The organism is Rania fehmarnensis, assembly GCF_056494185.1.
The window spans coordinates 1,543,272-1,561,974 of the sequence record NZ_CM151398.1 but is presented as its reverse complement, the minus strand read 5'-3'; the positions used below and the strand labels follow the sequence as shown (position 1 = coordinate 1,561,974).

Genomic DNA, 18,703 nt, shown 5'->3' with positions numbered 1-18,703 from the left:
GCTCTCTATTCAGTCACAAACGGAAAGATGTGTCGCCATGGTCATTGACCTCGATTCGCCGAGAACCAATGAGTCGGGGAATCCACCGCAGAAAACGGGAAACGCCACGAAAATCGGCTTGCTCATTTTGCTGGCAGTCGTGGCCGGAGGGTCGTATTGGCTGCTTGGCGATCACCTGTCAATTAAGTACCTGGCGACGCAAGAGTCAGCCCTGCGCGATTACCGACAAAACCATCCGTTTTGGGCGGCGATCGTGGCCATTGCAGTTTATATCGCCGTGGCTGGATGCTCGTTGCCTGGTGCAGTACTGCTAACCCTTGCCTGCGGTTGGTACTTTGGATTCTGGCAAGGCTTACTAGTGGTTAGCTTTGGTTCCACAGGTGGAGCGACATTGGCTTTCCTACTGACGCGATATTTATTGCAACGTTGGGTTCAGCAGAAGTTCGCTCGTCGATTGGAATCCATCAACGAAGCCTTTGATCGTGAAGGCGCGTTTTACCTCTTCACGCTGCGATTGATTCCCGCGGTCCCATTTTTTGTCATCAACGTAGTCATGGGGCTGACCAAAATTCGCGTCTTTACATTTTGGTGGGTTAGCCAACTTGGGATGTTACCGGCAACTGCAGCTTACGTTTACGCAGGTTCGACCGTCCCCGGATTGAAGCAACTGGCTGAAGAAGGTGTCGGCAAAGTGATCACTTGGCAATTGCTACTCGCGTTTGTGATTCTCGGACTGCTACCGCTGATGATCAAACGCTTGATATCCGCCCTGAATCGTCGACAATTTGGATCTCGCAAAGGCGCTATGACGCCAAGAGGAGGTCAAAAGTGAATTCACGACTTGGCGAGCTTTGCGCCTTGGCGTGAAACCTTTCGTCCCGTTATATCAACACGCGGAGTATCGTCGACAAATTAGGTTCACGCAAAGGCGCTAAGACGCAAAGAGGAGATCAACACTGAATTCAAATCTTGGCGAGCTTTGCGTCTTGGCGTGAAACCTTTCGTCCCGTTATATCAACACGCGGAGTATCGTCGACAAATTAGGTTCACGCACAGGCGCTAAGGCGCAAAGAAGAGATCACAACTGAATTCACAACTTGGCGAGCTGTCCGCATTGGCGTGAAACTTTTCGTCCCGTAACATCAACGCGTGGAGAATTGCCGCAAATTAGGTTCACGCACAGGCACTAAGCCGCAAAGAGGAGATCAACACTGAATTCAAATCTTGGCGAGCCTTGCGCCTTGGCGAGAAACTTTTCGAACCGTTATATCAACACGCGGAGTATCGTCGACAATTTGGATCACGCAAAGGCGCTAAGGCGCAAAGTAGATGCCGCTACCGAATTCAAATCTTGGCGAGCTTCGCCCATTGGAGTGAAATATACCAACTTCTTACAGTCGAGGTAAATGGCTATGCACGAAAACGAAATCGCGAAAATCATTGTTGACGTTGGGTTTCATATTCATCAGCAACTTGGCCCGGGGTTGCTCGAATCAGTGTATGAGGCGGTCATGATGCACGAATTGCGAAAACGCGGATTACATGTTGTGAATCAGGTCCCCGTTCCTGTTATCTGGGATGGAGTGAAAATGGATGTCGGGTTTCGAGCAGACATAGTTGTAGAGCACAAAGTAATCATTGAACTGAAGTCGGTTGAAAACATACATCCCGTTCATAAGAAGATACTTCTGACTTACCTACGTGTCGCCGATCGCAGGCTCGGCCTACTGATCAATTTCGGAGAAGAGTTGTTTAAAGATGGTGTATCGAGAGTCGTTAACAAATTGACTGACCAGGACTGACAACTTGCCAAGCTTGGCGTGAAATCTTCGTCCCGCAACAGCAACACGCAGAAAAGGGGTCGACAAGTTGGCTCACGCAAAGGCGCTAAGGCGCAAAGAAGATACCGACACTGAATTCCACTTAGCGAGCTTCGCGCCTTGGCGTGAAATTTTCGTCCCCTAACAGCAACGCGCAGAAAAGCGGCGACAATTTGGGGCACGCAAAGGCGCTAAGACGCCAAGAGGAGGTCACAAGTGAATTCACGACTTGGCGAGCTTTGCGCCTTGGCGTGAAACCTTTCCGACCGGGAACATCAACGTGCGGAGTATCGTCGACAGAGTAGATCACGCAATGGCGCTAAGACGCAAAGAAGTTATCGACACTGAATTCCACTTGGCGAGCTGCGCGCTTTGGCGTGAATTAATTCTCTCACTTGAAAACGACTAACGACCATGAATTATCTCAACCAACTGAAACCGACTGACCAATACAACCAGACGTTGCAGTCGCACGTCCATCCGACTGATTGGGTCAATCCAACACCCGACGGCCGGTACAATCTGGTTGTGATCGGCGCTGGGACCGCGGGTTTGGTAACCGCTGCGGGAGCGGCCGGTCTGGGAGCCAAGGTCGCGCTGATCGAACGCGGTTTGATGGGCGGCGATTGTTTGAATGTCGGCTGCGTGCCTTCCAAAGCGCTGATCGCGGCGGCTCGTCAAGCAGCCTCGATACGCGACGCCGGGCACTACGGAATTCAATCTTCCGCACCAAGCGTTGACTTTGCCGAAGTCATGCAACGCATGCGACGACTGCGAGCCTCGATCAGTCCGCACGATTCTGCGAAGCGGTTTACTGAACTTGGGATCGATGTCTTCTTTGGCCAAGGGACTTTCACTAGCAGCAACACGGTTATCGTCGCAGATCAAACGCTGCATTTCAAGAAAGCGGTGATCGCCACTGGAGCACGGGCCGCCGAACTGCCAATCCCAGGCTTGAAGGATACCGGCTACCTCACCAACGAGACCTTGTTTTCGCTGACAGAACTGCCCAAGCGACTGATCGTCATCGGCGGCGGTCCCATCGGCTGCGAGATGGCTCAGAGCTTCGCTCGCTTTGGATCAATCGTCACGCTCATCGAAAAATCGTCGCACATCATGAGTCGCGAAGAAGACGATGCCGCCTTGATCGTTCAACAAGCCCTGCAGAAAGATGGCGTCAAGATGGCTCTTGATGCGAAAGTGATTCGTGTCGAGCGTGAAGGCTCGGACCGCGTGGTTGTCGTTTCGCGTGCAGGGCATGAAGAACGAATCAGTGGCGATCAGATTCTGGTCGGCATCGGCCGAACACCTAATTTGGATGGACTCGGACTTGAGGCAATCGGTGTGGCAGCACATCCACAACATGGCGTTGAGGTCGACGATCGATTGCGAACGACCAACTCGAACATCTATGCGGCAGGCGATGTCTGCTCCAAGTTCAAGTTTACGCATGCGGCGGACTTTCTGGCGCGTATCGTAATTCAGAACACGCTGTTCATGGGGCGGGCCAAAGCCAGCAAGCTGATCATTCCATGGTGCACCTACACCTCACCAGAAGTCGCGCATGTCGGTGTCTACCCCAATGAAGCGGCCGAAACAGGTATTCAGCTAAACACCTTCACTCAGCCACTCTCTGGCGTCGATCGGGCCATCCTGGACGGTGAAGTGGACGGCTTCGTGCGAGTGCATTGCCAGAAAGGCTCCGCTCGAATCCTGGGTGCGACGATCGTGGCGGCGCATGCCGGCGACATGATCAGTGAGATCGTCATGGCCATGAAGCAGCGCATCGGCCTCGGGAAGGTCGCGTCGGTCATTCATCCGTATCCAACTCAGGCGGAAGCGGTTCGCAAATTGGGCGACCAGTTCAATCGAACGAAGCTAACACCGACCGTCAAGTCGCTGTTCAATACATGGTTACGATGGACGCGATAAGTCGAAAAGGCTGTCGTGAAAACGCGTTCCGTGATACTGGACGTTGCTGTGGATTTCTGTTTGAACAGGGCAAATAGTGAACCGCACCACCGAGGCATTCGTACCACGTAGTGTCTTAGAGATCCGCTATCACTAACAAAATGAACTGCCGTGCTGAGGATAACTGCACTTTCGATCGTCAGCAATTTGTTCGTTTTCTCTGCGGGCTCTGCGAACTCTGCGTTTCAAAAGGATCTGCAAAACGAGCTAACGGGTAACTGACAATTCAGTGGGTCTGCGTTTCGCTCGCCAGTCTTCGATAAAGCTCGGTCATATCTTTGGCTCCGGTCTTTTCATACGCTGCCGCCAGGCTGGGGTAAATTGCTGGACGAAGCTCTTTGGTTTCCAGCGCGTCTTCCAGATCGGAGATCGCTTCCTGCCAGCGGGCGAGCTTTAAATGGATCTGCCCGCGAGTCTCCAAGAAGTAGGTGTAACTTGGCAATTTCTCGAGCGCCGTATTGACCAGCGCCAGAGCTTTCTCGAGGTCGCCGTCGCGATTTTCAGCAATAGCAATCGCCAGATTGTTCAGGATAGCAGGAGCATTCGGCTCGCGTTGCAATGCCAGCTCCAACTGCACTTTGGCCTCTACGGCACGGCCATCCAGCAGTGCCAGGGTACCGCGAATGAAGTGCGTTGACACTGGATCAGCTCCCTCGAGAATGGCCTTTTTCAAGGATACCACTTCAGGTGAACGATTGTCCCGGTAATCAATCAAGAGCTGGGCAATAGACGCGCCGACCAGCGGATCTGACGGCGCAACACCAATGGCAGAATGCAGGATTTGCAGTCGCTTCACCAGATTCTTGGAACTCACGTCGCCAGTGGCCAGGTGATTTGACCATACCACTAGCGCCTCGGCAGTTATGCTCGCCAAGCGACTATCTTTCGTTAGTCGATATCCATCGTTGAGCAATCCAGCGGCCTCTTCAAATTTAGTTTGAAGCATCAAGACTCGCGCCAGGTCAATTCTTGACAGAACATCGCTCGGTTTGCGCGATAGCTTGGATTCACAATGTCTTTGTGCAATCGTCGCATATTTGGTAACGCCAGCCGTATCTTGCTGCGATCGGCAAAGCGCGGCGGCTGCGAGTGCTAACTCTGGACGATCAGGGACGACTTCCGCCAGGTATCTTTCCGCATCGCCATAGGCACCAACCTCCGCCAGGTAGCTGAACATCAATACCTTGCTGGACAGCAAGTTTTCACCCATCAAATTGCTCAAGCCAATTTCCATCAACTTGCGAAAACGTGCATGGTCTTCGGCTGACCAGTTTTTGAGTTCTTGCAGGTTAGATTCTTGAGCAACTATCCACATGGCGGCCAGACCATACTGTTTCGATATAGCCAAGTCCTCCATGCGATCAACAGCTGCCTGACGGTTACCTCGTTTATGATCGAGCAACGCTTGCTGATATTGCAATTCCAGATTGTCTGGGCTGCAATCGACTAAATCTTTGAGCACCACTGCGGCCACTTCGAAGTCCTGCTGCTTTACCGAGTCGTCAAACAAGGCGCGGTATCGGTTTTCGCGAAACTGCGATAGATGACTTGCACTAAAGGCGATGGCCGTAACTAACGCCGTTCCCAGGGCAATTGCGGGAAACGCGGTCATGATGGCTGAATACGGACGCGACAGTATCCAATCAATTGCGAACGAGAAAGACCACTTGCACCAGCACCAAGGATTCAACATGTGGCGCATCGAAGTTCCCACACGAGCGGTACTATCTGGCCGGTAGGCAGCCATAGGAATAGGCGAGTTGAACCTGAGAGATCGTCTCAGAAAACGTCGTGAACGCTGAAGTAGTTGCATGGCTAAGCCTTTCTATAGTTATCAGCGGCCAGAGGCAGGAGCATTCGATTCCACATGCGACTCAGAGGATTTAAGAACCCTGGGGATGAATCCGTCGGCACTGGCATAAATAGGATTCGCAGGCAGCGATCAGTCGAGAATATTAGTCCAATCGCCAGCATGAGAGTCGCTACATTCAACAATACAAATAGCCAGCCCGTGCTAACATCGACTTCGTACGTGTGTCGCAGAAACCCGATCGTACATAATTGCACCAAGTGCATTCCGAACACCCACAGAATGGCGGCCCCGATGTAGGCTGGCAGCAAGACCATCGGCCTACGCAACCAAGAAAACACGAGGCAGGCCACAAACAACATCCACCCAATGAAGGGTGAATTCACAAGACTTTCATCCACTGACAACGCGAATCTGGCGAATTCAAAATGCCCGGGCTCGCGGTGAAACGGAACACCAAGCGAATCCAGGCCTAACGTGACAGTGTGGGAAAGCACTTGTTGGTACGCTTGATCGAGCTTGGTGGCTACGATACTTGGCATTGGTACCAACGTGCACAGAGCAGGCCAGAGATTCAGTAGATTCGAGCGTCTCGCCTGTTGGCTGCCGGCATGCGTCGCCAACCAGGCACCAGCCAATAGTATCCACCCCAGTAATGCAGTCGGGATCGACAACAGGCACACGGCGCATACTTGGCAAGCGATGCCCGCCATCGCCAAGAGTAGGCTAGTTCTAGTTCTTGGAAACAGCGAGATCTTGTTCCAACGCGAGCGAACAATTGACAGAAAGATAAATAGTGCAGCAGACCAGGCACAGAGGCTGAAGACATAGACTGGCAGCGCTTCGATTCGCGACAATCCCGACAGAAACGGAGCTAGTACAAACGGGACCGGGCCGAGCAACGCAATGGCCCAAAATACTTGTGCGCCCAGTTGAGACCGCTGGCGCAAGTCGACCAATGACGCATGTGAATCACGCGGCGTATTCTCTGAACTCATTTTTGTGCCTGCAAAGAAATTGAAAGTTTGCAGCCGCCGTCCCGATGGGTGGACAGGCGGCTGCAGCATATTTGCACTACAGAACAGCCAGTTGCAATTAGCTCTTTCTTGACTTGCAACGCAACCGTCGAACACAGGCGCCTACACCCATCAAGCCGACCAGTGCCATCGAGCTTGGTTCTGGCACAGCACTAACCGTGAACGAGATTCGACCGATGTCAGTGGCTCCGGCCAGGCTATTGCTGAATGAATAGCCAGCGCCAGTGGTCAACCCATTGAAGACATCCAGTTCCGAGAAGTCGAATGCTACGGTTCCACCTTCGTCCACTCGATTGCCATTGACACCGCCGGCGACGAAAGCCGCATTGGCGGCAATGGCGACCTCAGAATTGGCATCCCAAATTTGGGCTGCGGTTTGGTTGATCTGCGAGATCAAAAGGTTGCCCGAAGCATCCAGGATCTCGAAGGCTGCAGGATTGTCATTTCCAATGAACAAATCGTTGCTCGGGATGACCATCGAAGCAAAGGTAAAGAAACGGTTGACGCTTGTGTCGATGGTAAACGTTTGCGAAGCCATGCTCATGAAACCACCACCAACGTTGGCAGTCGGAACAAGTGCGCCGCCAACTGTGCCGAGCACGGCGGTCGGATCAGCAGCTGCAAAGGCCGGAAACCAATCTGCACCACTGCCGCCCTCGGCAATGGAAATAATCGGGGCGGTAGCTGTGGTGCCGATATCGAAGGAATCAAAGGTGCCGTTGCCGAACCCCACGCGCAATGGGGCAAATGACACGCTGTTAACTGGGGCCAGGTTCTGGAAAGTCACTGTTACATTGACAATGGCTGCCTGGCAATCGCTTGCCCAGGCCAACGGCAGTAAGCTGACGAGCAACGCGCCCACACTTCTCACTAAAACTTGCATAATTCGTTCCGATCGATCGAGGTTCATCAAGACTGCGGCCCAACGTAGGTCCGCCGCTTGCCATGCTAGAATGGAGCGGGGATGAGAATTGTGAGCGAACTCACATACCTGTCGCTTGGACGAGAATTTTTCTATCGTTCTCGACGGAAAACTGGGGAATTCAGCTGATCTGCAAAAGTGCAGTTCCGCTTCTGACGGAGTTTTTTTGAGTTTTTGCGTCTCTCAGTGAGGGTGCTCACATACAGTTAGGGTGTCATGCGGACGATTATGGAACAGCACACGCTTTGACGCGTGGTGAATTTCCAGGTAACTTCAGTGATTGATGCGACAGGTTTCGCTCTGAAAAAATATGAGCATGATCATGAATTCACAGACAGACAGTGGCGACGGCTGGGAAGCATGTCCCGAAGGAACTCTACAGGCTCTGTCGAAGCGTTCTCGGCAACGCAAATCCATCCAGCGGGCGGCGTTGATGATCCCGTTGACGGTCCTCGCTTTGTTTGCATTGACTTGGAATGGGCTAATTCAGCTGCCCTTTGGTTCGACTGGCCCATTATTGTGCGATCAAGTCGAGAAGCTTCTGCCCGCCTATGCTTCCAACTCACTCTCCGCCTCTCAGCGTGAACGGGTTCAGAAGCATCTCAAGAAATGTCCCTTTTGCAGGGCCAAGCTGCAGGCGATTCAGGCAGCCCAATCGGTCGCGTATCGAGATCAAGAAGACTGGCGGACTAGTTCGAGCGCGGTGGCTAGGATTCGGTCAACCGGTTTTATCCGTCGGCCACTCGCGATCGACGGATGAAGCCAAGCGCCAAACATCCCTGAGGATGACACTTTCGCGTCTACCGTCAACAATGCCCTCGGCCTTCATTTTTCCCAGCAAGATGGTTACCGTCTCGCGCGTCGTGCCGATCAAATTCGCAAGTTCCTGATGTGAGAGCTTAAGACCAATGCGGATGCCATCGTCGACAGCTGATCCAAACTGCTCGGCCAAGTCGAGAAGTAGGTGCGAAAGTCGCTGTTGATTCGATGAGAACAACAAACTCTTCAGTCGATTCTCGATTCTTCGCCTGCGAAAGCCGACGATTTTGGTGATCGCCACGACAAATTGCATGTTGGCTTCCATGAACGGCAGCAGCGCATCTCTGGGTATGCGCACAATCGTAGTATCCTCTACGGCCTCACAATATTCATCGCGATGACCTACTTCCAGTAATGACAACTCGCCGAAGACTTCGCCGACTTTAATGAATGCTAGGGTCGACGCCTTGCCTTCAGCGGTCAAATGACAGAGCTTGACCAGTCCCTCAGCCACCAGATAGATTGAGTCGGCATTTTCACCTGGTAAATAAATGGGAGTTCCACGAGGAAATTTCTTCCATCGAGATTGACGCTCAATCACCACCAGCTGATCGGCGTCCAGCATCTCGAGCAAACGGCTCGACTTAAGATACCAAATTCGCTCTTGCATGAAACTTTCGCTAGTGGTTGATTATGCGCATGCTCGCATCAGTTTAGCTTCGGCCTGCATAGGACAAGCGATACACACGTCTGGTCGAATATAGCACAAGCGAAGCGTTTTCCTACTCGCCAGAGTTGTCCTGGCAATCCGCAATAATCAAAGACCAGTATGAAGGTTTGTGTCGGACCGGAGGCTGTTCAGAAGGGCCTCGACTGGTCTCAACATGAATTCGGAGATTTGTACACGCAAAGGCACAAAGCCCGCTAAGAACAAGCCTGAGGCGGACTTGTATCTTTGCGAGCTTCGCGTCTGTTGGTTTGTTAAAATTTAAGTTCGTGGGCTGTTTCAGTTCTGTGAGTTTGCTCACACAACTCGTAGGACGGGTCTCCAGGCCCGTCCGACAGGCCCGTCCAACAGGCTGAATTTTCACTGGCCCGCATATCTTGAGCGGGCCTGGAGACCCGCTCTACGATGTGACAGTGCACGATAGCGGGTTCATTTGCGCGTCTGCCGCAAGGTGTAGCGCACGAAGTCGATTAAGCCCGCAAAGCGATAGCTGGAGTCGACATAGTGCTCGATGACATAGAATGCGAAGTAGTAGGCGCGGCAAAAGGCCCAGATAGTTATGCCTAGTAGGAGCACCGCAGTGAGCGACGGTACCTGCGCAATCAGCAAAGCTGCCGAGAAGAGTCCCAGAAAAAGAAACAGACCGCCCTTTAGCCAGATCACTCGCGGGTTCTTGAGGTCGGTCATCTTAGAACCTTTCAGAGTACAACACTGGGGTAGCTGGGATTCCTTATGATCATTTTAGCTGGATAGGTAGGGTCGGCCATACTTGAGGCTCAACTTCGATCAGCCAATAGCACGTGGACACTGGCGTGGCCAAGCGCCTCACCAGTGCCACTTGAAACAAAGGCCGGAGAATCGGATGTCGTTATCGAGTTGTAGCGCTCGTTTCGCTCCACAGCGAAACCGCGGTTCTGGTCACGATGCGCAGTCGGTACGCATAGGCCGTTCGCGGTTGCAATCGATTGTCCGTGAACTTCTTGTCGTTGGCGGTGACTTGACCAATGGTTACCCAGAATCCGAGATTGGGATCGAAACTTTGAACTTGCACTTGGGTGTTCCTGTTGAAATCACCCCGCCACGATATTTCGATGGCCGTCCGCGACTTGGCCCGAGCTGATACGGCACGCAGTGAGGCGAGGGCAGGGCCGGTCTGCAAGTCAACGGTCAGCGGAGCACCGCCAGCAATATCGAATCGCCAGGGTGTGACTCGGTAACTGTAAGTGATACCATCCAGGGCCGTTGTATCCACATATGTAGTCGAATCTGGCGGCAAACTTGCAATCGTTTCGTAAGCAATCGACACGCCTAGTTCAGCCCGCTCGACTGCAAAGAACGTTTCGTTGTCGGCCATATCGGTCCAACTTAAATGGACATCGCCGTCGATGACCGCACCCACCAGATCGGCAACTTGATTGGGCATCAGGTAACTGGTTTTGGCCGTTGCCAAGTTCGAGAATTCCGAACTACCCTCTGCGTTGTAAGCACGCACGCGATAGGTGTAAGTGGTGTTTTCCGCTAACCCAGTATCGTTGAACGAGCCTACATTGCTGAGTGTGCCCAAGGACACAGTCTCAAAGGTACCGCTGCCATCGCCAACGGAGCGCTGAATCTCAAAGCCAGTTTCATTGGTCGAGTTATCGAGCCAGAACAATGAAATCGCTGGATCGCCCGGTCGACTAGGCTGCAAAGTCAATTCCGACGGAGCATCAGGCACTTGACCAATTGCCGGCGTTCCCACCAGGAACCCCAACATAGTTAGAACTACACCAATTCGATTCATCCATCGCTTCATACTGCACCTCGGTTCGAGCTAGAACAAGTGGATCAACTTCGTAACACCAGCGAGAGGCAATAAGGGGTCAACGATCCGCCAGCCAATTCATACAAGGCGACAACTTGCCACGGAGCATTTTGAGTTATCACAGGCGCAATTTGCGGTTTGTCGTTGGAAGAGTTTGCAAAGTCTAGGGGTGGCGGAATTGGCGATCTACCCAATAATGTGCACATGGGTGAACTTTCTGGCGATCAGTTAAGCGTCTTTCTATTGGGTTTGGCAGTACTGCTGGCGGCTGCGCATTTGCTGGGCGAGTTAGCCAGGCGACTGGGCCAGCCGGTAGTCATCGGCGAAATGGTGGCTGGGCTGCTATTGGGGCCCACGTTTTTTGGTTGGCTGGCGCCTAACACTCAAGCCTGGCTGTTCCCACACGACGGGGCCGCAGCCATTGCGCTAGATGGTATCGTGATGTTAGCAGTGACGATGCTGTTACTGCTGGCCGGCATGGAAGTGGATCTATCCACGGTGCGCCGGCAAGGCACAGCGGTCGTATTTATCTCGACCTTGGCCGTCTTGATACCGCTGGCCGTGGGCGTCGGCTTGGCTTGGCTCAATCCAATGTTCTGGGGTATGCCCGTCGAGGGTGAGCCGACGACTTTTGCTTTGTTCTTCGGCACAGCCCTGGCCGTCAGTGCCCTCCCGGTTATCGCCAAGATCTTGCTGGATCTCGACCTTTTTCAATCTGACTTTGGCATGTTAGTTTTGATCTCGGCGACCTTATGTAATTTCTGCGCATGGCTGCTGTTTTCGATTGTCTTGGGTGGTAGTGAAGGCGACACGCCGCTAGCGACGGTAGCCTTGCTCACACTGGCCTTTGCCGTGTTCATGCTGTCCGCAGGTCGCTATGTGGCAGACAGATTGCTCAGCTGGGTACAAGCAGAACTGAGTTGGCCATCGGGAGTATTGGGGTTCATGTTGATCGCTGGTCTATTGGGAGCAGCCGTCACCGATGCCCTGGGCGTCCATGCGATATTCGGTGCGTTTTTGACTGGTATTGCCCTGGGCGACTCGCCGCAAATGCGCGAGCAAACACGCCACGTGGTTCATCGCTTTGTTGAAGGCGTCTTGGCACCAATCTTTGTCGCGGCCATCGGTTTAAAAGTTAACTTCGCGATGAACTTCCAACCGGTATTGGTCGTCAGCGTGGTCTCGATCGGTATGGCAGTTAAATTGGTAGCCGGATGGCTAGGAGCGCGCTTGGCATCGCGTGACTCCTCTGAAGCTTGGGCCATCGGTTGGGCCTTAAGCGCTCGCGGTGAACTCGGCATCGTAATTGGGCTACTGGCTTGGGAAGCAGGAGTCATTCGCGAACGCTTGTTCGTCGCCATTGTCAGTCTGGCAGTAGTTACCTCCGGGCTGGCAGGTCCCATGCTGAAAAGGCTGTTAAAGAAACAGGCTAGACGTTCCCTTGGCACCATGCTCGAGACACGCAATTGCTTGCCTCATATCGCCGCCGACAGTGCAGACGACGTACTCCGCCAATTGTGTATGGTAGCGGCGGAACGAACCAAGCTCGATTCGCCAGGAATCGTACTTGCGGTGCTGGATCGTGAACGCATGAAAGGTACCGGCCTGGGCAACGGCATCGCTGTTCCCAACGCGCGACTACCAGAGTTGACTACGCCGCATCTCTTTGTGGGAACACTTCAGCATGGAGTTGATTTTGCGGGTGTCGACGACGAGCCTGTGCGGCTGGTCTTTTTAATTCTCACCCCAGCCGATGATCCTGTGGTGCAATTGGAGATATTGTCGGCTATCGGAAATTTCTCACACAACGCCAAGATGGTTCGCGAAGCCAAGGATGCTCGCACTCCTCTGGAACTTGCCGGCGTCTTTAACGTCGCCGACTCGCTCCTCCGCTCACCCACATGACGTTATCCGCTGTGCAGGGCCCACATACCTAACCACAGAGACACAGAGGCACAGAGAAAACAGCGTCTCTTGCGACTGACTTTGCAACCGCGGACCTAGAATCCTGGCTATTCGTGGCCATTCACGCGACCTTCAAAACTCTTAGTCCTACGTTTGATTCAACGCCACACCTCTGTGGCTCTGTGTCTCTGTGGTTCATTCACCACAACGATCCAGAGAAAACGTGTTAAAGCGCGAGACGCCTAATGCCATCTTTGAGTACTGGAACATTGAAATTGATCAGTAGACCCAGACGAACATTGCTCAGTTTCATATAGCTCAGAATTTGAGCAGTGTGGACCGGTGAAAGCGAGCTAACGGACTTAAGTTCTACCACCAGTCGTTTGGCAAAGTAAAAGTCCATGATCAGGTCCTCGCCCAGCTGATAACCTTTGTAGAGCAGGGGCACACGTGCCTGCGCGATACTTGTAATTCCGCGTAGCTGCAATTCGATGTCCAAACTCTTTTGATAGATAGCTTCTAACAAGCCAGGACCGAGAATGCTGTGAACTTCAATGGCTGCTCCAATTACCATGCCAGTCAATTCGTTATCACTCATCGCGCCCTCCAAACATTCTCTCTCTTTACGATTCGACGCCTCACCTCTGTGGTTAATTAATAGACAATTATTACGCGCTCAGGAACTTTGTTCCACTCTGCTAACAGGGAAATGTTCTAACCACAGAGGCACAGAGGCACAGAGAAGACCGGGTCTTTTTTGGGCTGGTCTGGCAACCACGGACCGAGGGGATTTACCGATCGGTGAACCAGTAGAAGGCTAGCGATGGAATCGAAATTTGTTCATCAACCGATTCGATGAATTGGCCGGAGACTAGATCGTACATCCGTCCGTGCTGAAAGAAGCCGAATGAGGCAATGTCACTGACCGAGAGCGATTCGTCTTGGTCCTTGAAATTGCATATAACCAGTACATTCCCCAGTCGACTGGTGCGCGCAAACACTAGCAAGTTGGAATTATCACATGGAATCAATTCGCGATTATCTAGATCAGCGAAAGCTGGCGTCTCTTTGCGAATAGCAATCAACTTTTTGAGCGGAAAGAAAATGCGTTGTTCGACCGAACCGTGATCGAAGCGGCGTTCGGCTTGTTCCCAATCAAAGCTTGATCGATGTGCCCAGCGTGAATCGTGGCGCTTGGATGGATCCTCTAGATATTGCAGGGAGTTGAGCATGCCGATGGCATCTCCGTAATACAACAGCGGCAAGCCTCCAAAACTCAGAATCACGCTATGCAGTAGCAGTATGGATCGAATCGAAGCATCGATCGCCGCGGTGTCGCCACTTTCAATAGCCGACTCGAGTCCCACCAAAGAGGCAAGCGCGCCCGAGATTCGCATGTCACCTGTCTTAGGGTTCTCACCAAATGGCAAGCCGCGTGCAGGCGATCCAGGAAACCTGCCCGTAAAGTAATCGACCAGAAAACGCCGATGTTTCACCGGTTCGTAGCCTGCCAGACGTACATCGTTATCGTCGAAGCCTAAACCGATGTCGTCATGGCAACGCACATAGTTCAGCCATGTTGCTCTAGCCAGTTTGGTTGGCAAGTTACGAATGCCCACGTTCAACAGCTTGGCGTTCTTGGTTGCCACCGCATCCCACAACAGCGCCATCGTCGTCGCGTTATATGCGATCTCACACTCCTTGGCATTGATCGCATCTTCGCCAAAGTACTTGGCGATCTCCGACGGAGCCACGATGGCTTCGGCGATAAACAATACTCCGGGTGCCGTCACTTGACAACAGTCTTTCATCAACTGCAGCAGCAAATGCGCTTCGCGCTCATTCTGCGAAGTACTACCGATCTTCTTCCATAAAAAAGCAACTGCATCCAGCCGCAGGATATCCGCTCCTCGGTTAGCCCAGAACAGAATGATATTGATCATCTCGATCAAGACGGCCGGGTTCGAATAATTCAGATCCCATTGGTAGCTGTTGAAGACCGTCATCACGTAACGGTTCATCTCAGCATCCCAAGTAAAGTTACCTGGCGACGTTTCGGGAAAGATCTCTGGCATCGACTCTTCATACATGTCTGGGGTATCGCGGTCAGCGAACGTGTAATAGTAGTCCTGATACTTCTTATCGCCGGCCCGCGCTTTCTTCGCCCACTCGTGTTCATCGGAGGTATGGTTGACGACCACATCCAGCACTAGCAGCATGTCGCGACGTTTTAATGTTGTGGCCAGTTCGACTAACTCGTCACTGGTGCCAAACTTGGAATCAATTTTGAGGTAGTCGCGGACTGCATAACCTCCGTCGCTCTTGTCCTGCGGACAATCGAGCATTGGCATGATATGCAACAGGTTGATGCCCAGCTCTTGCAAATACGGCAACTTGCTGCGCAATCCATTCAAGTCACCGGCAAAGCGATCGCAGTAGAGCGCCATCCCGACCCACTTCTGACTGAGAAACCAATTGAAATTCTTCTCGCGTTCGAGATCCGACTTCCTAAGTACTTTGGGGCGTTCGATATACCGACGTGCCAAGGTCTCCACCAGGGTCACCAATTGGCTTTGAAAATCGTCTCTCTCGCCATAGAGTCGATGGAACAGCGAATGGATGGCGTAGAAGTTGGCACCCAGTCGCGTGTAAAAATGCCGAAGTCGCAGCCTACTGATCTTCGGCTTCAACTCCTCAAGGATGTCATTGAGTGCCGAATGCGAAACTTGCTCGTACATGTGTATCTCTCGATGAAGCGGGGGAGTTTTCTGCGTTTCAGAAAATCCAGTCGACTACCTCTGGCCAGAAGTGACAAGCACCTTCCAAAATGCCAGACCGATAGTTACCGTTTAGCTCGCGCAGTTGTCCACTGGCGACGTAGAGCTGATCACTTGCATGCTCTTGTGCCCACCGCTTTATGTCGGCCTCAGCATTGGCGACCACGACGCTTGGAATGTCACTGCGAAACACATCCAGATCATTTCCACTGTCGCCTGCAAACAGCGAATCTTGTAGTTGGAACCCTTGCCGCTGCATCAAATAGACAATAGCCGTCAGCTTATTGGCTGCCAGCGGCAGTATGTCTAACAGACCGACGTTATTAGCTTGGTCAATACTCCAGACCAAGTTTGCGTCGAGATCGCAGGACGCGGTGTGTTGCCGGACCAACGACTTTAACTGATCTTCGTCCGACTTGCGTGAGACGTAATAACTCAGTTTGAATCGATTCTGCTTTTCCGCTTCTTGCAATTTCAGCTCAGGCAAGCTGGCTAGCTGTCCCTTCAGCCTGTTCACACTGGCTGACTGCCACCTTGCAGCCAGGTGCTCTTGCCAATCGTGCCACAGCGTCCAGCCCTCAGGCGAAACGTCGTAGATCGTAGTGCCGACATCACCAATCGCGAAATTTGGTTGAGGTAAGTCGTATTCCAGAATTGCTTGCTCGATAAGTTGCCGGTGACGCCCGGTTACATAGACCAAGGTTAATTCCTGTCTCGCGACCAATCGCTCGAATAGTGTTTTGGCTCGGGGCGATTCAGGCTGTACACCGTTGGGAATCAAGGTGCGATCCAAATCAGTGCACAGTAGCAGTCTTCTCATCCAGGTGTTCTTTCATCTGCGGGAATCCATAGTGATCCATGGCCTCGATGATGCCTGCCGCATAGGCGGCGTTAGAGAAGAAAACGTTTTCGCTGCCAGTTAAATGAGACAACTCACCGCGATGGCGACTATCGACGACGGTTCCCAGTGTATTGCCCATTAACATATCCGTATCAGCACTTGTCACGCCCGAGACCAGCGTGTTCTCCAGTGGAAACTCCAGCTGCTCGGCACACCACCGTAAGGCCAATCCCTTGGAAGCTCTTACCGGTAAGATATCCAGAAACTGCCCAAACGAAAACAGAACATTGGCTACCGTCTCGTTACGAAGCAACAGTTGTCGGATCTCTTGCACACTGACAAGCTTGGTATCGATATAGTAACTCAACTGAAACGCGCTCTGCTCGCTTTTAGGTTGTGCCGTAAGACCCGGCACATCCTTGAGCAATTCGCGTACAGCCTGCGGAGTCCACAAATGATCAATGTGTCGTTTCCAGGCCACATCTTTGGTTAGACCAGGAGCATAGTGTATCTCGGTGCCCTGACCAGTGATCAAGACGTCCGGAATAGGAATGTGATGCTGACGCAGAGTGGCCAAGGCATTTTCGAGTCTGCGACCAGTGGCGATGCCAAAGATCGCCAACTTGTGATTGGCTTTGAGAATCTGCAGCAACTTAGGCAACGAAACTTTGTCACCTATTAGGTTCAAATCCAAGCTCGTGAAGATCGCTCTATCGCGGAACACACCCTTGCGACGGTTGGGTTTCATTCTTTCGATGGAAGTGCTCTTTTCGACGATTGGCCGCACTACTTCCAGATAACGCTCGACGTGCGATTGCCACGAGTAGAATCGGCCAACTCGCTCGATTCCGTTGGCTGAATACTCCTGCCACTGCTGTTTGTCCTGCAAAACACTCAGCAGTGTATCGGCCATGACTTGCGTGTCGAGAGGATTGATCAGCTGACCGTTTTCGCAGTTTTTGATGATGTCGCTCGGCCCTCCGTCTTCAGTAGCGACGACTGGCAAACCCGATGCAGCGGCTTCGATGAGCGTTAGCCCAAATGGTTCGGTCAAGGCAGGATTAACAAACACGCCGCCTGAGGCCGTGGCCATACGCAGCAGTATCGGGATGTCTTGCGATTGATGGTGCTTGGGATAAGCCACTTTCCCGTACAGATCAAAGCGATCGATGGCGATCAAAATATCATTGAGTGCTGTTTTCGTGACCGTCTCCATCTCGCACAGGTCGTCACGATTGCCCGCTATCAACACCAGGTTAGCCGCGGCTTGCAACTCAGGCGATTGCCCGTAAGCGGTAATCAACGAGACAAAATTCTTCTTGGGATCCGGGCGTGCCACGGACAGAATCATCGGCTTGTCAGGAGAGATCAAGAAACGCTCAAGTTGGTGCGTAATGGCACTGTTGTCTTCGTTTTCACGCGGCGGAAAGAAGTTGACCAGGTCGATACCGGGAGGAATCACGCGCATTAGATCAGGCTGATAGAAATCATAGAGCCCGTATTGATACTCGATCTCTTGCTGGGTACTAGTAATTATTCGCTGCGCTACGCTCAACGTCGTCTCTTCAGCCTCAATGCGCCGTGAGATGTTATAAGTCGCTTCAATCTCCCGCCGCTTGACACCACTGGCCAACAACTGACTGCGCTTATTGCGACCCAGCGAGTGACCTGTGAAAATCAAGGGCACGCCCATGCGATGGGACAAGCGAGCCCCGACGTAACCGGCATCTGCATAATGGCCGTGAATCAGGTCAGGCGCTAACCCAGCAGACTTCAAGTAGTCATAGGCGTTGTCGACGAATGTCTCCAGCAGATCCCACAAAAGTTCTTTGCGGATGTATTTAGCTTCGCCACAGTCGATCCGCACAATCTCGGCCTTGTCCGACAAGGGCTCAAACGGCTCAGCGTAGTCCTCGCTAACTTGTTTGTCGATCACGCGCCGCGTCAGTAGTACCACCCGCTCTACATCATCTCTGTCACCCAAGGCGCGGGCCAACTCTACGACGTATTTCACCTGTCCACCGGTATCCGCATCCCGTCCAAGCTCAAGATCATGACCCCTTACCAGGCCGTGGACACTAATCAGAACAATGGTAAGTGGTCGTGAATTCATTGCCGCTCCACTCGTACCTCGTACACACGCACACACTCGTAGCCGAAGTCGCCAGACTTTGGACGAACTACCGACTCTGTCCAATCTCTGGCACTCTCGTAGCCGAAGTCGCCAGACTTTGGACGAACTACCCTAACGCTTCCAATCTCTGGCGAGATCGGCTACGTCAACCACGACCCTAAACGCTTCCCATCTCTGGCGAGATCGGCTACAACCG

At 52.5% G+C, this 18,703-nt stretch carries 15 protein-coding genes; 5 read left to right on the top strand and 10 right to left on the bottom strand.

Going from position 1 to position 18,703, the window contains the following annotated elements:
• Positions 1-37 precede the first annotated feature (37 nt).
• The 3 genes from SH573x_RS04855 to SH573x_RS04845 all read left to right on the top strand — a co-directional run bounded on the left by SH573x_RS04855 (position 38) and on the right by SH573x_RS04845 (position 3,752).
• Positions 38-832 (top strand): TVP38/TMEM64 family protein, encoded by a 795-nt coding sequence (locus SH573x_RS04855; RefSeq protein WP_479353207.1) that lies wholly within the window; start codon positions 38-40, stop codon positions 830-832.
• Between the two features lie 580 nt (positions 833-1,412).
• Positions 1,413-1,802 (top strand): GxxExxY protein, encoded by a 390-nt coding sequence (locus tag SH573x_RS04850; RefSeq protein WP_479353206.1) that lies wholly within the window; start codon positions 1,413-1,415, stop codon positions 1,800-1,802.
• A 432-nt stretch (positions 1,803-2,234) separates the two neighbouring features.
• Positions 2,235-3,752: a mercuric reductase gene (locus SH573x_RS04845; RefSeq protein ID WP_479353205.1), complete on the top strand. Its 1,518-nt coding sequence runs from the start codon at positions 2,235-2,237 to the stop codon at positions 3,750-3,752.
• A 265-nt stretch (positions 3,753-4,017) separates the two neighbouring features.
• Here the strand turns inward: SH573x_RS04845 and SH573x_RS04840 are convergent, their stop codons facing one another.
• The 3 genes from SH573x_RS04840 to SH573x_RS04830 all read right to left on the bottom strand — a co-directional run bounded on the left by SH573x_RS04840 (position 4,018) and on the right by SH573x_RS04830 (position 7,521).
• Positions 4,018-5,493, bottom strand: a complete 1,476-nt coding sequence (locus SH573x_RS04840) for a tetratricopeptide repeat protein (RefSeq protein WP_479353204.1) — start codon at positions 5,491-5,493, stop codon at positions 4,018-4,020.
• Positions 5,494-5,606: 113 nt separating this feature from the next.
• Positions 5,607-6,599: a hypothetical protein gene (locus SH573x_RS04835; RefSeq protein WP_479353203.1), complete on the bottom strand. Its 993-nt coding sequence runs from the start codon at positions 6,597-6,599 to the stop codon at positions 5,607-5,609.
• Between the two features lie 97 nt (positions 6,600-6,696).
• Positions 6,697-7,521, bottom strand: a complete 825-nt coding sequence (locus SH573x_RS04830) for a spondin domain-containing protein (RefSeq protein WP_479353202.1) — start codon at positions 7,519-7,521, stop codon at positions 6,697-6,699.
• 349 nt (positions 7,522-7,870) lie between these two features.
• Here SH573x_RS04830 and SH573x_RS04825 point away from each other — a divergent pair, with 349 nt between their 5' ends.
• Positions 7,871-8,320, top strand: a complete 450-nt coding sequence (locus SH573x_RS04825) for a zf-HC2 domain-containing protein (protein WP_479353201.1) — start codon at positions 7,871-7,873, stop codon at positions 8,318-8,320.
• Here the strand turns inward: SH573x_RS04825 and SH573x_RS04820 are convergent.
• The 3 genes from SH573x_RS04820 to SH573x_RS04810 all read right to left on the bottom strand — a co-directional run bounded on the left by SH573x_RS04820 (position 8,279) and on the right by SH573x_RS04810 (position 10,829).
• Positions 8,279-8,989, bottom strand: a complete 711-nt coding sequence (locus SH573x_RS04820) for a Crp/Fnr family transcriptional regulator (protein ID WP_479353200.1) — start codon at positions 8,987-8,989, stop codon at positions 8,279-8,281. The genes SH573x_RS04825 and SH573x_RS04820 overlap by 42 nt on opposite strands.
• Before the next feature lie 486 nt (positions 8,990-9,475).
• On the bottom strand, positions 9,476-9,733 hold the full coding sequence (locus SH573x_RS04815; RefSeq protein WP_479353199.1) for a hypothetical protein: 258 nt from the start codon (positions 9,731-9,733) through the stop codon (positions 9,476-9,478).
• A 181-nt stretch (positions 9,734-9,914) separates the two neighbouring features.
• On the bottom strand, positions 9,915-10,829 hold the full coding sequence (locus tag SH573x_RS04810) for a fibronectin type III domain-containing protein (RefSeq protein WP_479353198.1): 915 nt from the start codon (positions 10,827-10,829) through the stop codon (positions 9,915-9,917).
• A 225-nt stretch (positions 10,830-11,054) separates the two neighbouring features.
• Between SH573x_RS04810 and SH573x_RS04805 the strand changes: the two genes are divergently transcribed.
• Positions 11,055-12,755 (top strand): cation:proton antiporter domain-containing protein, encoded by a 1,701-nt coding sequence (locus SH573x_RS04805; protein WP_479353197.1) that lies wholly within the window; start codon positions 11,055-11,057, stop codon positions 12,753-12,755.
• 226 nt (positions 12,756-12,981) lie between these two features.
• Here the strand turns inward: SH573x_RS04805 and SH573x_RS04800 are convergent, their stop codons facing one another.
• The 4 genes from SH573x_RS04800 to SH573x_RS04785 all read right to left on the bottom strand — a co-directional run bounded on the left by SH573x_RS04800 (position 12,982) and on the right by SH573x_RS04785 (position 18,486).
• Positions 12,982-13,353 (bottom strand): GxxExxY protein, encoded by a 372-nt coding sequence (locus SH573x_RS04800; protein ID WP_479353196.1) that lies wholly within the window; start codon positions 13,351-13,353, stop codon positions 12,982-12,984.
• A 193-nt stretch (positions 13,354-13,546) separates the two neighbouring features.
• Positions 13,547-15,493, bottom strand: a complete 1,947-nt coding sequence (locus SH573x_RS04795) for an amylosucrase (RefSeq protein ID WP_479353195.1) — start codon at positions 15,491-15,493, stop codon at positions 13,547-13,549.
• A 37-nt stretch (positions 15,494-15,530) separates the two neighbouring features.
• On the bottom strand, positions 15,531-16,352 hold the full coding sequence (locus tag SH573x_RS04790; protein ID WP_479353194.1) for an HAD-IIB family hydrolase: 822 nt from the start codon (positions 16,350-16,352) through the stop codon (positions 15,531-15,533).
• Positions 16,327-18,486, bottom strand: a complete 2,160-nt coding sequence (locus tag SH573x_RS04785) for an HAD family hydrolase (RefSeq protein ID WP_479353193.1) — start codon at positions 18,484-18,486, stop codon at positions 16,327-16,329. The genes SH573x_RS04790 and SH573x_RS04785 overlap by 26 nt, the downstream gene beginning before the upstream one ends.
• Positions 18,487-18,703 lie beyond the last annotated feature (217 nt).

Bases quoted from the DNA above. Each gene is read 5' to 3' on its own strand.
- SH573x_RS04855 (WP_479353207.1), top strand. From the start codon at position 38: ATGGTCATTGACCTCGATTCGCCGAGAACCAATGAGTCGGGGAATCCA.
- SH573x_RS04850 (WP_479353206.1), top strand. From the start codon at position 1,413: ATGCACGAAAACGAAATCGCGAAAATCATTGTTGACGTTGGGTTTCAT.
- SH573x_RS04845 (WP_479353205.1), top strand. From the start codon at position 2,235: ATGAATTATCTCAACCAACTGAAACCGACTGACCAATACAACCAGACG.
- SH573x_RS04840 (WP_479353204.1), bottom strand. From the start codon at position 5,493: ATGCGCCACATGTTGAATCCTTGGTGCTGGTGCAAGTGGTCTTTCTCG.
- SH573x_RS04835 (WP_479353203.1), bottom strand. From the start codon at position 6,599: ATGAGTTCAGAGAATACGCCGCGTGATTCACATGCGTCATTGGTCGAC.
- SH573x_RS04830 (WP_479353202.1), bottom strand. From the start codon at position 7,521: ATGCAAGTTTTAGTGAGAAGTGTGGGCGCGTTGCTCGTCAGCTTACTG.
- SH573x_RS04825 (WP_479353201.1), top strand. From the start codon at position 7,871: ATGAGCATGATCATGAATTCACAGACAGACAGTGGCGACGGCTGGGAA.
- SH573x_RS04820 (WP_479353200.1), bottom strand. From the start codon at position 8,989: ATGCAAGAGCGAATTTGGTATCTTAAGTCGAGCCGTTTGCTCGAGATG.
- SH573x_RS04815 (WP_479353199.1), bottom strand. From the start codon at position 9,733: ATGACCGACCTCAAGAACCCGCGAGTGATCTGGCTAAAGGGCGGTCTG.
- SH573x_RS04810 (WP_479353198.1), bottom strand. From the start codon at position 10,829: ATGAATCGAATTGGTGTAGTTCTAACTATGTTGGGGTTCCTGGTGGGA.
- SH573x_RS04805 (WP_479353197.1), top strand. From the start codon at position 11,055: ATGGGTGAACTTTCTGGCGATCAGTTAAGCGTCTTTCTATTGGGTTTG.
- SH573x_RS04800 (WP_479353196.1), bottom strand. From the start codon at position 13,353: ATGAGTGATAACGAATTGACTGGCATGGTAATTGGAGCAGCCATTGAA.
- SH573x_RS04795 (WP_479353195.1), bottom strand. From the start codon at position 15,493: ATGTACGAGCAAGTTTCGCATTCGGCACTCAATGACATCCTTGAGGAG.
- SH573x_RS04790 (WP_479353194.1), bottom strand. From the start codon at position 16,352: ATGAGAAGACTGCTACTGTGCACTGATTTGGATCGCACCTTGATTCCC.
- SH573x_RS04785 (WP_479353193.1), bottom strand. From the start codon at position 18,486: ATGAATTCACGACCACTTACCATTGTTCTGATTAGTGTCCACGGCCTG.